17 protein-coding genes are annotated in these 20,788 nt (G+C 36.6%); 5 read left to right on the top strand and 12 right to left on the bottom strand.

Annotated elements, in window-relative coordinates:
• Positions 1 to 628: 628 nt before the first annotated feature.
• The 8 genes from ND855_RS16995 to ND855_RS16960 form a co-directional block, all read right to left on the bottom strand.
• Entirely contained in the window at positions 629 to 1,012 is a 384-nt protein-coding gene (locus ND855_RS16995; RefSeq protein WP_265359309.1) for an iron chaperone, read from the bottom strand.
• Between the two features lie 21 nt (positions 1,013 to 1,033).
• Positions 1,034 to 2,425, bottom strand: a complete 1,392-nt coding sequence (locus ND855_RS16990) for an MATE family efflux transporter (protein ID WP_265359308.1) — start codon at positions 2,423 to 2,425, stop codon at positions 1,034 to 1,036.
• 16 nt (positions 2,426 to 2,441) lie between these two features.
• Positions 2,442 to 3,410 (bottom strand): SRPBCC family protein, encoded by a 969-nt coding sequence (locus tag ND855_RS16985; RefSeq protein ID WP_265359307.1) that lies wholly within the window; start codon positions 3,408 to 3,410, stop codon positions 2,442 to 2,444.
• A 1-nt stretch (position 3,411) separates the two neighbouring features.
• Complete coding sequence (locus ND855_RS16980) at positions 3,412 to 3,765, bottom strand: ArsR/SmtB family transcription factor (protein WP_265359306.1); 354 nt, start codon at positions 3,763 to 3,765, stop codon at positions 3,412 to 3,414.
• A gap of 258 nt (positions 3,766 to 4,023) precedes the next feature.
• Entirely contained in the window at positions 4,024 to 4,632 is a 609-nt protein-coding gene (locus ND855_RS16975) for a beta-class carbonic anhydrase (protein ID WP_265359305.1), read from the bottom strand.
• 308 nt (positions 4,633 to 4,940) lie between these two features.
• On the bottom strand, positions 4,941 to 6,017 hold the full coding sequence (locus ND855_RS16970) for an alkene reductase (protein ID WP_265359304.1): 1,077 nt from the start codon (positions 6,015 to 6,017) through the stop codon (positions 4,941 to 4,943).
• A gap of 96 nt (positions 6,018 to 6,113) precedes the next feature.
• Positions 6,114 to 8,132, bottom strand: a complete 2,019-nt coding sequence (locus ND855_RS16965) for a 7TM diverse intracellular signaling domain-containing protein (RefSeq protein WP_265359303.1) — start codon at positions 8,130 to 8,132, stop codon at positions 6,114 to 6,116.
• Positions 8,129 to 9,847 carry a hypothetical protein gene (locus ND855_RS16960; protein WP_322113549.1) on the bottom strand — a complete coding sequence of 573 codons (1,719 nt, stop codon included), beginning with the start codon at positions 9,845 to 9,847 and terminating at the stop codon, positions 8,129 to 8,131. Before ND855_RS16960 ends, ND855_RS16965 begins: the two co-directional genes overlap by 4 nt.
• Before the next feature lie 175 nt (positions 9,848 to 10,022).
• Here ND855_RS16960 and ND855_RS16955 point away from each other — a divergent pair, with 175 nt between their 5' ends.
• The 3 genes from ND855_RS16955 to ND855_RS16945 all read left to right on the top strand — a co-directional run bounded on the left by ND855_RS16955 (position 10,023) and on the right by ND855_RS16945 (position 13,574).
• Complete coding sequence (locus ND855_RS16955; RefSeq protein ID WP_265359301.1) at positions 10,023 to 11,249, top strand: PAS domain-containing sensor histidine kinase; 1,227 nt, start codon at positions 10,023 to 10,025, stop codon at positions 11,247 to 11,249.
• Between the two features lie 99 nt (positions 11,250 to 11,348).
• Positions 11,349 to 12,497 carry a hypothetical protein gene (locus tag ND855_RS16950; protein WP_265359300.1) on the top strand — a complete coding sequence of 383 codons (1,149 nt, stop codon included), beginning with the start codon at positions 11,349 to 11,351 and terminating at the stop codon, positions 12,495 to 12,497.
• A gap of 51 nt (positions 12,498 to 12,548) precedes the next feature.
• The gene (locus ND855_RS16945; RefSeq protein WP_135639682.1) at positions 12,549 to 13,574 is read left to right on the top strand and encodes a pirin family protein; all 1,026 of its coding nucleotides are present in this window, start codon (positions 12,549 to 12,551) and stop codon (positions 13,572 to 13,574) included.
• 29 nt (positions 13,575 to 13,603) lie between these two features.
• Here the strand turns inward: ND855_RS16945 and ilvD are convergent, their stop codons facing one another.
• From ilvD to ND855_RS16925, 4 genes are all read right to left on the bottom strand, one after another.
• Positions 13,604 to 15,280, bottom strand: a complete 1,677-nt coding sequence (gene ilvD / locus ND855_RS16940; protein WP_135639681.1) for a dihydroxy-acid dehydratase — start codon at positions 15,278 to 15,280, stop codon at positions 13,604 to 13,606.
• 70 nt (positions 15,281 to 15,350) lie between these two features.
• A complete protein-coding gene (locus tag ND855_RS16935; protein WP_265359299.1) occupies positions 15,351 to 15,992 on the bottom strand; it encodes a hypothetical protein in 642 nt (213 codons plus the stop codon).
• The gene (locus tag ND855_RS16930) at positions 15,989 to 18,604 is read right to left on the bottom strand and encodes a TonB-dependent receptor (protein WP_265359429.1); all 2,616 of its coding nucleotides are present in this window, start codon (positions 18,602 to 18,604) and stop codon (positions 15,989 to 15,991) included. The genes ND855_RS16935 and ND855_RS16930 overlap by 4 nt, the downstream gene beginning before the upstream one ends.
• Before the next feature lie 59 nt (positions 18,605 to 18,663).
• Positions 18,664 to 19,245: a TetR/AcrR family transcriptional regulator gene (locus ND855_RS16925; protein ID WP_265359298.1), complete on the bottom strand. Its 582-nt coding sequence runs from the start codon at positions 19,243 to 19,245 to the stop codon at positions 18,664 to 18,666.
• A gap of 148 nt (positions 19,246 to 19,393) precedes the next feature.
• On the opposite strand from ND855_RS16925, the gene ND855_RS16920 reads away from it, so the two are divergent.
• Both ND855_RS16920 and ND855_RS16915 read left to right on the top strand, forming a co-directional pair.
• Positions 19,394 to 20,086: a nitroreductase gene (locus tag ND855_RS16920; RefSeq protein WP_265359297.1), complete on the top strand. Its 693-nt coding sequence runs from the start codon at positions 19,394 to 19,396 to the stop codon at positions 20,084 to 20,086.
• Between the two features lie 64 nt (positions 20,087 to 20,150).
• Positions 20,151 to 20,753 (top strand): class I SAM-dependent methyltransferase, encoded by a 603-nt coding sequence (locus tag ND855_RS16915; RefSeq protein WP_265359296.1) that lies wholly within the window; start codon positions 20,151 to 20,153, stop codon positions 20,751 to 20,753.
• Positions 20,754 to 20,788: the final 35 nt, after the last annotated feature.

The raw sequence follows: 20,788 nt of genomic DNA, 5'->3' as shown, positions 1-20,788 counted from the left end.
CCTTCGCTCGCATGACAACTTCTCCAACTAACCAATCACAATTTTCTAACCAATTGACTCGAACAGTGGCGCGAGCTGTTCTGTGAGCGACCCATAGGGAGCGAACAAAACAGAAAGAAAGCCATGAAGGCTTTCGACGAGCGTCGCCGTGCCTCGAAGCGCAGTGAGGACAGGACGTCCGAACAGCGGAGAGGTCTTTGTCCCTTCGCTCGCATGACAACTTCTCCAACTAACCAATCACAATTTTCTAACCAATTGACTCGAACAGTGGCGCGAGCTGTTCTGTGAGCGACCCATAGGGAGCGAACAAAACAGAAAGAAAGCCATGAAGGTTTTCGACGAGCGTCGCCGTGCCTCGGAGCGCAGTGAGGACAGGATATGGTTTTGATTCGATATTCTTGGGAATGGTGCTTACAGAATGGATATCGGTATCCCCGCCCGATTTAGGGAGGGGAACTAGACCCGCCACCCAATACGTCCTCTCTATCTCAAATGTTGTAATTCTGAAAGTAAAACTGTGTTTTGAAAAATTAAATTATCAAAAAGTTCATACTTTAGAAAAGGAAATAATAATATCGGACAATGAAAGTCTCACTTCCAACAATACTGCAAAATTGGTTTTTAGATTTTATGATTTTATTTTTTGTTTTTTTTTTTCCTTAGATTCATTTTCTTTTAATCTAAACCTTACAATTTTTCGAATTAGTTCATCTGGCATGGGTTCCGTAATAGGAAATTGAATGGAACCTTTTCCTGATTTAAACTTTGAAATTTCCTTTTGGAACGCAATATTCCCGGATGGTAGTGCATAAAATCCAATGTGATTCTTAAACGCTGCGAAATGGACTAAATTCCCATTCTGAATAAACGTTGGAATTGCATATTTTATCGCCTCTTTTGCATTAGGTGCTTCTTCTTGAATTATATATCTTATATGATTCAATATAATTTGTATGTCCTTCGGAAATGAAAGTATATATTCATCTATATTTTCAGGTTTTTTAGATTTCATTTTAAAATTTCCTTAGATAAATCAAACCTTTGTTTCTTTCCATTTTCCTTTTGTAAATAAACAGAGTGTATATATACCGACTGATGTTTCAGAAATCATCATGGCCCAAAAAACTCCACTATAACCAAATTCAAAGTATTTTCCCAATGTGTATGCTAAGGGAATTTGAATGATCCAGAAAAAGATTACATTAATTTTAGTAGGAGTCATGGTATCACCAGCTCCATTAAAAGCCTGACTTGCAGCCATCCACCAAGCATAAACAAAATAAGAGTAAGATACAATACGTAACCACTCAGATCCTATTATAATTACTTTTGGATCAGAAGTAAAAATCCCGATAATCCTTTCACTTAAGAAAAAATACATGAGAGAGACTAATACCAAATAACACATATTATATAAACCAGTAACCCAAACTGATTGTTCTGCTCTGTCTGGTTTTCCTGCTCCAAGATTTTGCCCTACTAAAGTGGCAACAGCATTTGACATACCCCAAGATGGCATTAAAGTAAACATCATCGTTCTAAGTGCAATTGTTGCGGCGGCTACAGTCTGACTCCCAAACTCAGACAAGATTCTCATGATAAAAATCCAAGAGGTCATACCAACTATCATTTGGCCTATTCCACCTAAGGAAGTTTTGAGTATACCGAGGATCGTTTCCCATTCAATTTTAAGATGGCTTCTCAGTATTTTGATATGTTTACCACCTCGAAATAACAACCACAGTTGGAATAGAACACCAACCCCTCTTCCAAAATTGGTTGCGATTGCTGCTCCTGTTATCCCAAAAGCAGGGATTGGTCCCCATCCAAATATAAAAATTGGGTCTAATATAATATTTAATCCATTTGCGAGCCAAAGAACTCGCATCGAAATTGCTGCATCCCCTGCTCCCCTAAACACAGCGTTGATTAAAAATAAAAGTATAACAATGAGATTTCCACCTAACATCCATTGCATATAATGAAATCCTTCATTTAGGACCCATTCATCAGCTCCCATTAATAATAACAATTCTTTAGAAAAATAAATTCCTGCTATAGAAAATGGAATTGAAGATAAGATTGCAATCCAAATCGATTGAATCGCAGCAATGCCAGCCAAATCTTTTTCTTTTTCTCCAATGCGTCGAGCAACAATGGCAGTCACTGAAAAGGATAACCCCATTGCAATCGCATATAGAAGGAATAAATAAGTTTCTGTAAGTCCAACAGTTGCAACCGCAGAGGCTCCTAATGATCCTACAAAATAAATATCTACAACTGCAAAAACAGATTCTAAGACTAGTTCTAAAATCATTGGGACAGATAATAGAAATATTGCCTTTTTTATATTTATTTCAGTGAAATCTTCCTCAGATCCAGATAATGCTTTTTTTAAATCTTCCCATAAACTAGCACGTGTCATTTTTTACCTTCCGACCTTAAGATTTCGCATCCAAAAATTGATTCAATCGACTCAATGTTTGGTGAGCACCTTCAATTGCTCCAAAATCTACGACTGAATTCCTAACACTTGCATTCGGAAAGGTCATTTTCATCTTGATAATAGTCTGTTTTTCTGAAAGGGCTAAAAAACTAATCCTTACGATAAAATTATCATCTTTTTCAGTTGAACCAGAACCATGAATATATTCTAAATATTCGTCATACCGAATCTCTCTATATTGAACTAAATTTGGATAGATAGTTCCATCGGGAGCTTTCATTGTATAAATCCATTTACCACCAACTTTGAATTCTCTTGATTCAGTTGTAGTCGTAAAACCATTTGGTCCCCACCAAAGGTTTATATTGGTTGGATCTGCAAAGGCAGCAAAAACGTTAGAAATTGGATGCGATAATTTTTTTTCTATTATCAGTTCATTTGTTTCAGGTAATGCTTCTTCTTCTAATTTTTCAAAACTTTGTGACCATCCTTCTTTCATACCAGAATGTGCGAAACCATCGCGGATTTGGTTTGACATAAATTCAGTTATTAGTATAACCTTTGTTATTTTATTCGATTCTTCAAATAATACTCGTAACTTTGAATTTAACATGGAACGATCACCGGTAACTCCAGCGATTTTTTGAACTTCTTTCACCCATTCATCAGGATGTTCATCAACTAAATCACTCATCACAAAACTTTGATAAGGTGTTATTTCTAAAAATTTTCCTTTGACTGGATAATCGATTCCTTCTGGAGATCTCATCACAATTCGATATGATCCACCAACGTGGAAATCAAAGTCCACAATCGGATTGGTAAATCCTTTTGGTCCCCACCATTTTTCAATATGTAGAGGATTTGTCCAAACTTCCCAAACTAGTTTTAGTGGTGCCCGAAATGTGCGTTCTAATCTTACGATTTTTTCCTCTAATGTGAGAATGGCTTCTTTTTGGTACATTCTATTCTTTTCCTTTTGTTTGTTGTAAATCCATCAAGTATTGGTCCAAACGATCAAAACGTTCTTCCCATAACTTTTTATATTGTTGTAACCATAAATTAGCTTCTTCTAATGCTTCTGCTTTGATCCGACAAGGGCGGTATTGTGCCGATTTCCCTCTTTCAATCAAACCTGCTTTTTCTAAGACTTTTATGTGTTTTGAAATTCCTGGTAAGCTCATTTGGAATGGTTCTGCTAATTGCAAAACCGTCGCCTCACCAGAAACTAGTTGCATGAGGATTTTTCTACGCGTTGGATCAGCAAGGGCTTGGAAGGTAGTATTTAAGGATTCTTCCGTTTGCTCTAATTTAACCATTTAGCTAATTAACCTTTTGGTTAAATAAAGAGTTCACTTAGATTTCGTCAATTAGAATTGTTGGAATTGGGAATTTCTTGGGTTTTCTTTGGGTACACTTGGGATATGAGTATCCCCGCCCGATTTAGGGTGGGGAACTAGACCCGCCACCCAATACGTCCTCTCTATCAGATTCCTTACATTTCCGAAAGGTAATTTCAAAAACTAAGGAATTTAATTTGGAAAAGTTCGTAGTATCACTGTTTGATTGGAACTGGTTTAGGAAGCCCTACCGATCTTCGTAGCTTCTTTGACTTCTATCAATTTTCCAGTTTTGACATCATAATGATATCCATAGATAGGGATGTCTTTTGGAATCAAAGGATGGTTTCGGATTCTTTTGACATCATCGATGACACTTTGTTCCAAATGATCAAAGGTTAGAAACGGAATGTATTTTGCTTCGTCTGAGCCTCCTGATTCTTCTACGTTTCGCCAACCATTTGCATCAATCGTTGCTGTTTTTAGACTTTTCGAAAGGAGATTATGAATGATTGCATCGGTGAATAACTCCATCCCACAATCTGAATGATGAATGACAAAAAATTCTTTGGTACCTAATAACTTATACGATATCACCAAGGAACGAATGGCATCATCACTCGCTCGACCACCGGCGTTACGGATCACATGGGCATCTCCTTCTGCAAGGCCTGCATATTTGGCAGGATCCAGTCTTGCATCCATACAAGTAAGGATGGTAAAACTCCTCGCAGGAGGGAGTGCTAACTCGCCTTTTTTCCCAAATTCAGATGCATACTTTTCATTCGCACCGATGACTTCTTTGTGTACTTTGCTTGTTTCTTGTTGGATGAGTGTGTTTGACATAGTGGATATTATATTCACTATAACAGATCGAACAAGGAGAGAATTTCCTTGGAATGGATTTTCGTTCAAGATCTGTACATTGCATTTTGCAAATGACTAAGACATTGGAGAAGGTAAGTATCTCAAGGACAGAAGTGAAGTTAGAGAGTCCATTTGCGCCAGGGATCTGGAGGGCTTTAGGTCCAATGAGGTGAAACCTCTTTGGACGGGAGCGAGAGCGGACCCCGTAGGAGCCCGATCCTTGATTGGATAACATGTATGTTCGTGATTCCAATTGAGGCGCCCAAAAAAATGAGCGCTTGGATCAATTAGGAAACAAGTGGATAATCGGTGTAACCTTTTTCTCCAGGAGTATACAAAGTTGTTTCATCAAATTTTGCAAGAGGCAAATTCTTTTGGAATTTAGTCACTAGATCTGGGTTTGCTAGGAATGGTTTTCCGAATGCCACCAAATTCGCGTTACCTGATGATAGATCTGATTCAGCACGTTGTGAATCATACCCTCCACTTAGTATAAGAGTGTGTTTAAAATTTTTTCTGATTGCTGAAACAGTTTTTGGTTCTACAGTTGGTGCCCCCATTGAAGAGTGATCCACTAAATGAATATAAACAATACCAAGTTCATTTAACTTTTGTGCCAATAAAGAATATTCATCATGCGTTTCCTCAAAAGGAAATAAATCGTTAAATGCTCCATAAGGAGATAATCTGATTCCAGTTTTTTCTTTTCCTATGGCATCTGAAACTGCTTTGGTCACTTCAAGAATGAATCGAATACGATTTTCAATTGAACCACCATATTCATCAGTCCTTTGATTGGAAGAAGGATGTAAAAATTGTTCTAACAAATATCCGTTTGCTGCATGTAATTCAACTCCATCAAATCCTGCAGTGATCGCATTCTTAGATGCTAAAACAAATTCTTGAATCGTAGATTGAATTTCCTCTTTAGACATCTCTTTTGGTGTTGGATGATCCACCATACCATTACTATCAGTCCACATTTTGCCTTTTGCCATGATGGCAGAAGGTCCAAGAACTTTTGCTGATTTTGGCAAATTGAATTCATGGCCGATCCTACCAGTATGCATCAGCTGAACAAAAATTTTGCTTCCTTTTTTATGAACTTTATCAGTAACAACTTTCCAAGCTTCTGTTTGTTCTTTTGAAAAAATTCCAGGGATTCTCGCATAACCTAAACCATTCGGAGATGGTGAGGTTCCCTCTGTAATGATAAGTCCTGCTTCCGATCTTTGTTCGTAGTATGTAGCTACGATTTCACCGGGAACATTTCCAATTGATCTCGATCTGGTCATCGGTGCCATTACAACATGATTTTTTAATTCCAAATTTCCTAATTTTGCTTTTTCAAACAACAAACTCATATAATTTCCTATTCAATCCTCTGAAAAATAGACGGATTTGTCTCCTCATTTGATATAAAATAATTTAATATTAAACCTTTTTTTAAAAAAATAAACCTACAAATCAAAACCCAAAATTGTTAAATCATCCTGTCTGTCCTGACCATTTTGAAAATTTTGGAGAGATTTCAATAGTTCTTCTTCCACCTCAGACAAAGACAAATGAGTGGTGTTCAAAAAAAGTTCATGTAGTTTCTCTTCTCCAAATTCCTCATCATTTTGATTAAAAGCTTCGAAGACACCGTCTGTAAAAATAAACAATCGATTTCCTGAATCAAATTTGAGCTCTATGTTTTCATAATGGGTTTGTTTTTTGAGTCCAATCATCCTTCCTGTTTTTGCTAATAGTTTCAATTTTCCATTTTGTATTAATACGGCAGAAGGATGACCAGCAGAAGCAAATTGAATTGTTTTTTCCTCAAAGTGGATATCGATGATGATGGCAGTCAGTAAGCTGTTTAATGAAACAAAATTATCCATAAATTCTTCATTAAAAATTTCCATTACTTTACTTGGAGTGAGTTCAAATTCTTTAATTGGATCATACAACCCTTTGATCGCCATTGTAATCATAGCAGCATGTACTCCATGGCCTGTTGCATCTGCTACCAATATTCTAAATCGTGAATCTTTAAGATGAGTGATGTCAAAAAAATCACCACCTACTTCTGAAACTGGAAGGTATTTGAAAACAAAATTCAGTTGTTCTAATAGTTTTACATCAACAGAAATAGAATTTTCCTGAATTTTTTTTGCAACAAATAGATCTCTTCTTAATACACTGAGTGTTTGGTTTAGTTTAAATGTTCTTTCTTTTACTTTTTCCTCCAATTCTAAATTAGATTTTTCTAAATTGATTTTGACATTGTTTTCAGCGATTTCTTTTTCTTTAATGATAAAATTGTAACGATCAGCCAACGCAAATGCAAGTAACATCATTTCAGCAGCTGATCCATATTGTGGACCTTCCATTGTAAATACATTTGTAGGAATATAACCTAATGCTCTTAATGTGGAAATGATGAGTGCAAGGAATAAAAAAGCAAAGGCTAAAAGGAAAAAATAGGCAATTCGTTGTCTTTTAATTGAACAAATTACACCGATGATAAGAATCCATAAAGATGTAATTGTATGACTTAATACTAACCATTTTATAAACATATCAAAGTTTAAAATGTAAATCATAGGGAGAAAAAACTGGATTAAAATTAATAATGAATTCACTCGATCAAGTCGCGGCAAAACTTTTTTAGTATGGAGTAATGTTCGCATAAAAATTAGGAATAAAATCAATACAATTGAAATCAATAAATTGATCGCATATTGGTCTAACCAAGGTGAGTTGTTCCATAAATACTCGGAGGCAATTCCATTATGAGTTGCAATCGCAATCGCAGAACTCAATACAACCAATACATACAATAAATAACTAATATCTCTTAAAATAAAAAATACAAAAAGGTTAAACACGATCATCGCAAGTGTCATTCCAAAATAAATCGCCTGCAAAACATGATCATCAATTTCATGACGGTCATAGGTTTTTTGTTTCCAAAGTTGAATTGGTAAGTTTATTGCATTTGGAGAATTTACTTTTAAGAAAATCGTCGAAGTTGTATTTTTTGGAAATGCAATAGGAAAAACAAAATTCCTAGAAGGATAGGGTCGATCCATTGATGCCACCGCATACCCAGAAGGAATGAATTTCACTCCTTCATTCGTTTCAAAATACAAATCCAGTGTCTTTAGTCTTGGATAACTTACAACCAAACTAGATACAAACTCGTGATCATATGGATTTACAATCTTTACCTTAAGCCAATAAGTTGATTTAGAATATGAAAAGTTGAAGGCTTCTTTCGCATTTGGATTCTGATGAAAAGGAAATTTGAAAACATTTACCTTCAAATCTTGGAATTCAATTTGATGATTCGTATCCTCCAATACATACATATACTTTGCTAGATGAATTGGTTTTTCTTGCATTTGGTCTAGACTGACAATGATTTCGTTTGCAGACAGTTCAGAGCAGAACATAAATACCAAACATTGTAGGAAGAGGCTTTGGATTTTCATTTTGGGTTTATGGTTAATTCAATTTGCTGAAACAAATCGAATGAATAAATCAGATTTTGTTGGGTAAAAATGAGAAATCCATTGAAATTTGCACTCAATCCTTCAGGACCTGGGAACAATTTTCGAAGTAATTGCTCTCCATTTTTACCGAGTAATATCAAATCAATTTGATTGTCTTCACTGTACTCGTCATAACAAGAAAGAGTGACAACAGTATGTTTTCCATCAAAACTAAACAATTGGATTACTTCTGATTGGATCGGAATATGACTGATCTCATTTCCTAATTCATCTATCATAACAATAGAATGGTAATCATTTGTAAAAATAAGTTTGTCTTCTACGTTGAGAATGGGTGATTTTGTAACAGCAAAAGAATGGGGACCTAAGGTATCCGTACAAGTAAACGCAAATTCCTTTGTGACATTGAGATTTTCATCTAACAAATAGGATTTGTCCCAAACAAATGGAATCAATATTTTATCTTTGAATTCGATAGGAAGAGATGCCAATTCGAATGGTAGATTGATTCCCGAATCTTGTGTTTTTGAAAAACGTTTTTGTTCCCCCGTTTGGATAATGTCTACAATAGCATAATAATAGTAAAAATTTAATTTTGAATCAATCGAAACTGGATGGAACTTGGAACTGTATTGAAATACAATTTCATACTCATTGTTAATTGCAAATACTCCCTTTAATGTGTGAAATAGGATGATTCCTGTTTGAGTCAGGAAAGTTTTACCAGTAAAGGCATCACCATTTGGAGATTTTAAAGTATGGATCAATTTTTTTGACTTCAAATTGTAAATATGGACCTCATTCCCATGAGGAAGGTATAATGTTTCTTCGATGATGGTAAAATAAAAATTATGAACCAAACGGTATTCAGATACATCTCGTTCTTCTGTTGAAAGTACGTCGTAACAACGAAGGGCAAGTGGAATTGAAATTTCTAAATTACCATTTAGATCAAATAATAACAACTCATTCGGTCGATTGAGTTTGGAATCAAATTCTGATCCCTTTTGAAACCCTTGGTAATAACACAAATGTCCAGACTGATAGAACAAATAAGGAATGGATAATCCTTCCAAAAATGGTCGTTTGACTGGCCGACTCCAAAGGATTTTTTTTTCGTTTAGATGAAAGGCCGTGAGTGTATACACTTCATCATAAACTGAAAGAATCACAAATTGATCGATCGTGATCCACTCAGTAACCAAAATAGATTCTCCTTCTCGCATCGAGTGCAGTAAATTGGCCCCACTGGGAAAACCTTTTGTTTTCTCATCTAAAAATTCTTTCGGAAATTCTTTTTGAAACCAAGTACGCAACCATAGTTTTGCTGAACTGGGTAAGTTCTGAGTTCGTTTTAAAAAGATTTGTTTGAGCGAATCTTTTTCCGTAAGTGCAATTTTTTCCAATACTTCTGTAAAAAAGGAATAGGGATAGTTTAATCCACCGTAACGCAAGAGGTGATCCACCGATGGATAACGGATCAATTCTAAACGTTGGTCATCAATTAATTCTGCAGTTTGTTCGTAATACTCTGGATAGGTGGACCTTGGGTCTCCCGTTCCTTTTACCCGGATCCACCAATACTGATGGCATTGGGAACATTCATAAATTTCTCGGTAAGGAGTTAGTGTTTCTCCTACGATGTCATGGATTGGAAAATTAGGAGTTTGGCTCAATTCCTGGATGGGTTCCAAACGAGAAAATGTTTTTGAACCATTTTGACAAAACAGACAAGCCATAACTAGAGGCTGTTAAGTTAGATTGATCATTTTTACTTGGTCAAGTCAATTTCCAGAATTGGATTCTTAAATTGAATTTCACATAGTTCTTGGCAATTTTTTGTAAGCTTTGTAAAATAAGTCATTCCTTATGCCTACTTCGCAAAAATCCTACGAAGTCCTCCTCGCTGAGATCCAAAAATTAGAAAAGGAGAATCAAACTCTAAAACAGTCTCAGATCAACCAAAACCACCACCAAACAAAGATTAGCGATTTACTTCATTTTACACAATTTTCTATCGATACCATATCTGATTCCATCCTATGGTTGGATGAACATGGTAAGTATGTATTTGTAAACAACGCTGCTTGTATCAATTTCGGATATTCGAAAGAGGAATTTCTTTCAATGACAATGTTTCAAGTGGATCCTCTTTTTACGAAAGAAATTTGGGATGCACATTGGTTAGATATTTTAAAGAGAAAATCTTTTACACTAGAAACTATCAACAAAAGAAAAGATGGAACATCAATTCCCATTGAAGTGACTGTCAATTTAGTTGAATACGATGGCAAAAAATACAATTGTGCAATCGCTCGCGATATCACCGAACACAAATTAAGTGAATCTAAATTAAAACAAGCAGCACTTAGGTTGAGTGAATTAAATGCAACCAAAGACAAATTTTTTTCAATTATTGCTCATGATTTGAAAGGTCCTCTAGGGTCACATAGAGAGTTTACCAAAAGTTTATCAGAAAAAATTACTATTCTTTCCAACGAAGATAGATTTCTTAACTTACAAATTTTAAATGAATCATCAGAAAAACTCTATTCACTTATGGAAAATTTACTCCATTGGGCAAGCACACAAAATGGAATGATCACGTTCCAACCTGTAATGATTTCTTTATACGAATTGGTTCACAAAACGATTGATCTATTATCATTATCAATTCATAAAAAAAACTTATCACTCAAGAATCTAATACCAAAATCTTTTCAATTGATAGCTGATTCTTTTATGATCGAAACAATTTTTCGTAATTTGATTTCAAATGCTATCAAATATAGCAATCACAACCAAACAATTGAAATTGGATGTAATCCTTCTCATTCAAAGAATGATACTAATTCTAAAAACCATTGTTTTTACGTAAAAGATGAAGGGATAGGAATGACGAAGGATCAAATCAATTCTTTGTTTCGCTTAGACCGAAAAGTTTCAACACCTGGCACAGCCCAAGAAGTAGGCACTGGGCTTGGTCTCATCTTAAGTAAAGATTTTATAGAACAACATGGTGGTAAAATTTGGGTCGAAAGTGTGTTACAAGAAGGGACAACGTTTCACTTTGATTTAGGACAACACACAATCTAGAAGAAATATATTTCCAAAGTTTGTAAATTTTTTAAGCCAATTTGCCATTCTAAATTTTTTTTAATAGAAACAGTTTCTAAGATTTTCATTTTTGAAACAATGCGAAGTACACTGTTTTTTCACCTCATCTTCATTGTATTCCTCTCTGTTCCGCTTGTGGCACAACCTGTTTCCCAACCAAATCAAGAACCAAATCCTCCCACAAGTCCCACTCCCAAAAAATCTTTTTTTGGATCAAGACTTGCTGTATTAGAACTTGCAGGTGAATTTGTACAAACTCCTTCGGAAGGTGGACCACAATCAGTCTCGAGTATTCTCAATTCTGCTCGTGTCGCTTCCAGTTTTGTCAACAGCAGTAACATAACAAATAATTTAAACCCTCCTGGTATCATTACGGAGAGTGCAGAATCAAGACCAACCTCCACAATTTCACCACGCATTAAATACTCTCATCAATTTTCAGAAGATTTTTTTATTGGATTTGTTTACGCGAAAGGAGAACAATACAACGATTCAAGGACTAGCTTTAGTACAAATGGCCTTTACCTAAATGATAAGGTTAAATCTGGTGTGAATGAGGTTGGATTTAAAATCGGTTTAGGTCCCATCAACTATTTAACAGATTCAACATCTTCTGAATTGAGTTTTAGTTATTCAGAATTATCATCGAAAGGCCCATTCCAATCCTTCCAATTAAAATTTCCATTTTTACGAACAGGAGAACAAACTGTAACAGAAGGTTATGCGTTCTCAACTGGTTCAGTTGAATTTAGAACAAAGAACTATGGAATGAATTATGGTTTTGCTACATCCATTACGGATTGGCTCAATTTTTATATGATTGGTGATTTAACAATCTTTGCGGGCCAACTAAAACTACTGAGTTATGGAATTGAAACATCTTCCACAGGTAGTTTAAATGCAAGTAACCAAGTTGTTTTTAGCCCACCTGTTTCCAAAACTGATTTAACAGCATTCCAATCAAAAGAAGGATTAATGCGTGGACTAGGTGGAGCTTCGGTTTCTTTGGAGATGGGACTTGTTTGGAAAGTGTTTGATACTTTGGGAATCAAATATGGCGGATTTTACCAAATTTCCTCTTTTAGTGTTTCGGAAGTGACAGGTTTTAATTTAGGCCAAGGAAAAACTCCTGTGGAACTTAGCTCGGTGCCAGACCTAAATTCTTCACAAAGTTCCAAAGAATTTGGATCTTTTGGAGTGAATGTATCTCTTGTTAAAAACTTTTGACAACGTTTGCTTGTCTTATCATTAGAGGGTAATCCCTTTTGTTAGGACAAAATGAAACACAAATCCATACTATATGCTCAAAAACTAGACTTCCAATGGCCAACTTCTGACCCATTTTTGTTCTGCGTACACCACGAAGATTTTTATCCCAACGGCAATGGAAAATTTGGACCCAAAGCATCTTTACAGGGAAGACAAATTGGACAGGACTTTGTTGGAAAAGATGGATGGAGGATGTATCATGGTGAGACCATTCCTGGTTTTCCAGGCCACCCACATAGAGGATTCGAAACCGTAACAGTTGTTCAGCGAGGATTGGTTGACCATGCCGATTCACAAGGAGCTGCTGGCCGATATGGTGACGGAGATGTACAGTGGATGACGGCAGGTGCGGGTATCCAACATTCTGAAATGTTTCCACTTATCAATGAATCAGAAGAAAACACTCTTGAACTTTTCCAAATCTGGCTCAATTTACCCGCCAAAGATAAGTTTGTTGACCCACATTTTAAAATGTTTTGGAACGAAGATATTCCAATCAAAATTTTATCTGATTCAAATCATAAGAAGGTCAAAATTAAAACGGTCGCAGGTTCTTTATTTGGTGACAAAGCATTGGATCCACCTCCCAATTCATGGGCAGCAGATAAGACAAACGAAGTAGGAATTTACATTTTGGATCTGGACCCAGAAGTTCAATTTGTGATACCAGCAACTTCAAAAGAAAACAACCGAAATGTATATTATTTCCGTGGTGAAGGACTCGTTGTCGATGGAACCCAAGTCCCTGGCAAACATATGTACAACCTAAAAGCAGATGAGACTATCGAAATTCGAAATGGTTCGGAAGCAGGTAGGATTCTGATCTTAGAAGGTAAACCAATTGCAGAACCTGTTGTCCAATACGGACCATTTGTAATGAACAAACAAGAGGAAATCCAACAAGCGTTTGATGATTACCGTAAGACTCAGTTTGGTGGTTGGCCTTGGGACTCATATGATCCCGTCCATGTTGGCAAAGGAAGATTTGCCAAACACGCAAACGGGAAAGAAGAAGCACCCACAAATTCAAAATAGGAAATTTGTGGGTTAGCGGATCGGTAAAATTACCGGTCCGTCAAACAACCAGTACTTGCATCCTTCACCATTTGGATGTACTTCCACAAATAACCACTGGTCACCCTGTAAGGTGGTTTTTTCCATTTGGCTCGGCGTTTTTCTAGTTCTTCCGCACTTACTTTTACATCTAATTTGTTTGTTCGTGCATCAATGGAGATAACATCACCGTTTTCAACCAATGCAATTTCGCCGCCTTCCATCGCTTCTGGAGTGATATGACCCACCACAAATCCATGGCTTCCTCCAGAAAACCTCCCATCAGTGATGAGGGCTACATTATCACCAAGACCAGCTCCGATGATGGCAGAGGTTGGTTTTAACATCTCAGGCATCCCTGGTCCCCCTTTAGGACCCACATAACGAATCACAACGACATGGCCAGGTTTCACTTTCCCATCTCGGATGCCTTCGTTTGCTTCTACTTCAGAATCAAAACAGATGGCTTTCCCTTCAAACATTTCCCCTTCATGGCCAGTGATTTTTGCAACTGCACCTTTTTTGGCAATGTTACCGTATAACACTTGTATGTGGCCTTCTTTTTTAATTGGGTTACTGACTGGTCTGAGTAAGTCTTGGTCTTTTGGAAGGTCTGGAAGTGATTCCAAATTTTCTGCAATGGTTTTTCCTGTGACGGTCATACAAGAACCATCTAACATACCTTCTTTCAGCATAAATTTCATGATGGCAGGCGTCCCACCAATCGCAAACAGATCTTCCATCAAATACTTTCCACTTGGTTTCATGTCAGCAAGCAGTGGTGTTGTATCTGTTACCTTTTGGATTTGGTCGAGGTCCAAATTGATTCCCATCGTACGTGCGATGGCAATCATATGGAGTGCAGCATTTGTAGAACCACCGAGGATTGTGATGACACGTAATGCATTAAGAATGGATTTTGGAGTGATGATATCAGAAGGTTTGATGTCTTTTTCTAAAAGATTGTACATATACTTTCCAATCTCTTGGCATTCTTTCTTTTTTTCTTCACTTCTTGCAGGAGAAGAAGAACTGTATGGTAAACTCATTCCCATCACTTCAATGGCTGTTGCCATAGTGTTAGCAGTGTACATCCCTCCACAAGCTCCAGGGCCTGGGCAGGAATTTTTGATGACTTCTTTAAAATCTTCTTCGGAAATTTTCCCGTTAATTTTTTTACCGTAAGCTTCAAAAGCAGATACAATATTTAATTTTTCACCTTTAAAATGACCACCATTGATGGTTCCACCGTATACCATAATGGCAGGACGATTGAGACGAGCCATCGCCATGATAGCACCTGGCATATTTTTATCACAACCAGCAGTGAATATGATCCCATCATAAAAATGAGCTCCAGAAATTGTTTCGATTGAATCTGCTATGATTTCTCTTGAAGGAAGGGAAAAACGCATCCCATCATTTCCATTGGTAATTCCGTCACTCACACCAATTGTATTGAAGAGTAGACCAACCATTTGTTTTGTATCGATGACACTTTTTTTTTGTAAGGCAGCAAGTGTTGTCAAATGCATGTTACAAGGATTCCCATCAAAACCTGTACTACCAATACCTATAAAAGGTTTGTTTAAATCTTCGTATGGTACACCTGAACCAATGATCATGGCTTGGGATGCTGGGAGAGATTCATCTTGGGTTAAAACGCGGCTGTATCGATTCAAACTCATAATTTACAATTTCCTTGGGATTAAAGTCAAAATGGTAGAGTCTTAGAGAAAGGAAAGCGGATTTTCAATTTTAAGGTAGTGTCATTTCGATCAGGATTTTGTTATCATTGTTCGCTTGGGCTAACTCTTTTTCCCATTCTAAAAATTCTATTTGCAAACAACTGTTAGCCTTATCCCGGGAAGATTGGGGCAAAAATCCATTGGCAACAATCGCTTTTGCTGCTTTTGCAATTTTACCTCTTGCTGATTCCAACCATTGGATTTGGACAAAACTAGCTAGTTGTGTTCCGGCTGCAGGTTGGACTCCAGCAACTTCGCAGGATTCAGTTATGGTAAATCCATACCTTGTTTTAAAGCTGTCTGTATTTGCGTTTGTGGTTGCCTTTGTATTTAAAATTCCTGATTGTAAAATTGATTCTTGGCAATCGGGGACACGGTTTTGTAAGTTTTTCGTATCGTTTAGGAGAAAATTGACTTCCGCTTGTGTCACGATCAGTTGGTTCACATTACAAATTCCTAATGGTCTGCGACTACAAGTTCTAGAATTAGTATTATTATCAAGTTTGATGCAATTGCCAGAATTCCTTTGCCAGTATAAAGTTGTTAGGATCCAAGTTTGTTCTTCTTCCTTCTTATTTTGCACATCCTTTCCACTTTCAAAACAGGACGGAAGTGTCATGATACATATTGCGATGATGATCAACTGTTTCAAAATCTTACCTCCATTCCTATATTGATTAGAGGAATGATGGCCATTTTTCCATTGGGTGTTTGGGATACAATGTAAGGAGAGTTCACTGTATCATAAGTGGGACTTGGATTTTGGTTTCGTTGGTAATTTTTAGTATTATCAAATTCGAAACCCGCTTGGTTCCTCCTACCATAAAAATTCACAAATTCAATGTAAGTATTAATATAACCCCATGAATAGTTTTCAATGCGGTCAATTCGCAAATCAAATTGGTGGAATGGTAAAAAACGATCACTATTATAATTTCCTGAATAATTAGGAAAATATAGATTGAGCCCAAATGTTGCTGCCTGGCTTGCTCGTGTAGCTCCTGTTATGGGAGTGTATGGAGTTCCAGAAAAATAACGAAGGCGTCCACCAATCATCCATTCTGGATTAAATTTATAGCCGAAAACTAAGTTTAGAATATGAGTTCTGTCGAGGTCGTACAATTCTTGTTTGTCATTATTGTAGATGATCTCCAAATTATTATCATCATAATAATTTATGTAATTGGTACCAAGTTTTGTTTGTGCCAATAAGGTTCTAGAGTTGTTTTGTAAGGTTCGATTCCTAGTCTCATCACTTGTAAGTCTCGATTGGTTATTGATTCGTTTTGTGATCGAATTGGTATAGGAAATCCATCCAAACAAACCTGATTGTTCTCTTGGGTCTCTTGTTTTCTTTAAAAAAATCTCTACTCCTTCAGAATACCCATAACCAGCGTTAGAGTAATTTAAATTTTTAGGAGTAATGGGGTTGGCTAGAACTTTTGCAGTTTCATTTACAAAGATACGTGTATCATTATTGAGTGCATAAGGATCAACTATATAAGCATCCGGAACAATGATGTTTTGGAATATATTCCGAAAACCTTCGATTTTAATTTGCCAATTGTTTGCAAATTCTTGGCTGATTCCCAAAGAATTATGCTCTGCTCTCTCCATGAATAAATTTGGATTCCCAGATTTTTTTGATAAGGCTTCCACGGAAACAGGAGCATTATAATGGATACCATGCCCAGCCATAATACTTGTTTTCGTTGAATCAAATACATAACCGGCAGTAATTCTAGGTGCTAAATTACTCTCATTGCTTCCCGAATAATTGTCTACCCGTGCACCAGGTGTGAAACGAAACCCACCATACTTCAATTGAAATTCGGCATAGGCAGACTTTTCACGATAACGAATTCGATCACCATCGATCACAGAACGAAACGCAGCATTGGAATTCAACAAGTCGTTAAAGATATTGTAAAACAAACGGTTGTAAGACGAAATATTTTCACCTTTTAAAGTGGTCTCACGAAATCGACCCTGAACACCTGCTTCAAATTTTAAGTGTTCCTCCCATAATTCCCACTCAAATGAATTTTGTACGTAAGTGATGGTATCAGAGGTTCTATTTTGTAATCCGAAAATATTTTCAGCTGTGAGAGGATTTGTGAATCGAAGTTCAAAAAATTCATCAAACCATGTACGTGAATAAGATAATGTATTTCGAAACGATTTTCCTTTCCAAACATAACGCACTCCATCTGTTCGGAACATTCGGTCAAGGCCAGTCGGTGGTCGTGGGTCTCCGCCACCACGTTCTAAATCGGCCTGTGCTTTTGTATATGCTTGTCTATCCCTAGTTCCAAATGTTTGGAATGTGATTCGATGGTCTGAATGAACATCCCAAATGAGTTTCCATTGGTAATCATGGTATTCAGCAAATTTGGCATCATCAGGAATCCCTTGTGGGTACGCTTGTAGAAGAACTAAGTTGGGATAATTTTTTCGCCCAGAACTGATCATGGCAAGACCAGGTAATACTTTTGTTTGGTTATATATATCAGATAAAAATAAATTTACATTGATGATGGTTTTATTCTCATCCACTCGATCAGTACCTTCAATGGCAATGATTCCGCCAGTCGCATAACCATACTTTGCTGGAAAAGCACCTGTATACACATCAAATGATTTGATTAAATTATTATTTAATACAGAGGATTGGTTGCCCAAATGGAAAGGATAAGGAAGTGGGAACCCATCAAAATAGTATTGGTTTTGTCTAGTTCCTCCACCTCGTAAGGACAAGTCTCCCCTTTCACTATTGGAGTATGGATTTCCAGTGAGTAAATTGGTTCCGATATTGGTAAATACAGATGGTAAAATTCCAACTGGTGCACCAATCACAACACCAGGAACAGTTTGTAAGGCTTTTAAGGAATCTCCAGAAACTCCTGGTAAACGTTTGATTTCATCTTGGACAAGGCCATACCGAGAGAGTGGAGTTTTATCCCTTTCACCACTCACCACGATTCCAGAGAGATTTGCCTCCGAAATCGAAACTAGAATCACTTGTCCTTTGAAACGAACTTCACGGAATAAAGATTCGGTTCTATCAGCAGTGGAAACCTTAATCTCATAATAACCTGGTTCAGGAAACTGTAGTTTGGCGATCCCTTCCGCATTTGAGATACCACTCGTTTTTCCTTTTTTCGATATCACTACTGCATTTGGAACTGGTTTCCCGGAATTGGATTTTACAATTTGGATCGAAACTTCTAAATTTCCTTCTGCAAAAATCGAAACTGATCCCATTGTAGAGACAATAAGAAACAGGACAATCAATTGGTTTGTAGAGTGAGAAATGATAGATTTCATTCTGAGATAGGGATTAAGTTTTCAGCGATTTTATAAAGTTCATCCAATGATTTTTTATCATCTAATAGTCGGTAACTCTGTAATACACCTTCATAAACAATAAACAACTGTTTTGCGAGTGAATGAGGATCCACTTTCTTAGAAATATAACCATTTTGGATTGAGTTTTGCAGAAATTCAGATAAACATTCAATCGTTTGGTTGGCTATCCTTTCAATTTCAGAACGAATGTGAACTTCTTCTGAATTGATTTGCGCACGAAAATTTGCCATTCCACATCCAAATAATTGTGACATCCGAGCTTCCCTGGAAAGGATTCGCACCCAAGCTTTGATGAAGTCTAAAGGTTTTGGATTTCGTTTCATTAAGGTTTTGAGTAAATTTAAATTTTCGTCCGAATAAATTTTGAGGACTTCTTTTCCCAACTCTTCCTTTGACGAAAAATGTTGGTACAAACTTGCCTTCACCGTTTTTGCCTCATCAACAATTTGGTTCAAACCAGTTTCGGAATACCCTTGTTTTAGAAAAAGGTTTCGGCTGACAGCCAAGAGACGTAATTTTGTCGGTTCCTTCTTCATTTCTGTCCTAAAATGAGGATAAACAAAATCCAATCAAGAAATACACCGACTAGTCTGTTCAATTTTTTTGTTCCAAACTAGAAGTTCGCACATAAAAAATCCTTGCAAATACATACCGACTGGTATGTATGTTTTCTGTAGGTGTACGATGAACCAAGAATTAATCTCCATTCATGAAGTATCAAAAACTGTTTCCGAAGCAATGAACACTCGTCATAGCATCCGAGAATATGATCCAAAACCGATTCCAGAGGAAATTCTCAGGAGAATTTTTGAAACAGCTTTAAGAAGTCCCAGTTGGAAAAACTCCCAACCTTGGAAGGTTCACATTGTCAATGGAACCAAAAAAGAACTACTCTCAGAAAGACTGACCAAATCTGCAAAGGAATCTGCACCTACTCCCGAGACTTCTTGGCCAGAATCTTATCCTAGTGATGCCAAAAAACGAATGTTTGATTTGGGCATGAAAATTTATGGAGTTGCTGGCATTGATCGTAAAGACAAAGAAGCAAGAGACCAATTTATGCTTCGTAATTTTAGTTTTTTTGGAGCACCTACCGCTGTTTTCATCACATCAAAATTTGATCTTAATTTTTTTGTCGGAATTGATCTGGGTTGTTTCCTACAATCTGTTTTACTTCTCGCTAGAGAGGAAGGGCTTGGAACTTGCCCACAAGCTGCATTGGGCGCTTTCCCTGAAGTGGTTCGTGAAACACTAGGTCTACCGAAGGAAGAAAAAGTGATTATGGGTTTAAGCATTGGTTATCCAAAAGCTGATTCGAATTTGAATCGTTACCATACACCAAGAGAAGAATCCTCAGATTTAATTCGATTCTATTAAAAAATCATTTTGGATTCTGAATCTTTGGTATAAGATAGTTTCACAAATCGAAAGTTGGGTGAGTATGTATAACAAAGATTTCTGGAACGAACGTTATGTGAGCGAAGAATATATTTATGGAAAAGAGCCTAATGAGTTTTTACGTTCTCGACTTCCCAATTTAAAAAAAGGGAAAATCCTTTTTCCTTGTGAAGGCGAGGGAAGAAATGCTGTTTTTGCAGCAAGTCTTGGTTGGGATGTGTTTGCATTTGACCAGTCAGAAGCGGGAAGACAAAAAGCCATCCAATTAGCAAAAGAAAAAAATGTCACATTCCATTATGAAATTTCTGATGCTTTAACATATCCTTATGCTCCCGAGCAAATGGATATGGTGGCACTGATTTATAGTCATTTTCATAAATCGATACGAACAACTGTTCATCGAAATTGTGTACGAACTTTAAAACCAGGTGGTCTTTTACTATTAGAAGGTTTTTCTCCTGAACAATTAAAATATACATCAGGTGGGCCAAAAGACCCAGATATGTTATACCAACTAAAAGATCTAAAAATGGATTTTTCAGAAATGAATGTTGAGTATGAAGAAACACTTGAAACTGAACTCAATGAAAGTCCGTTCCATAGAGGCAAAGCAAGTATTGTCAGGTTAGTACTCAGAAAGATTTAAATACTTTTTACTTTTAAGTTTTTAGAATTGTGATT

The sequence above is a fragment of the Leptospira paudalimensis genome (assembly GCF_026151345.1).
Lineage (GTDB): Bacteria > Spirochaetota > Leptospiria > Leptospirales > Leptospiraceae > Leptospira_A > Leptospira_A paudalimensis.
The sequence above is the reverse complement of the archived record's forward strand: the minus strand, read 5'-3'. Positions and strand labels throughout refer to the sequence as shown.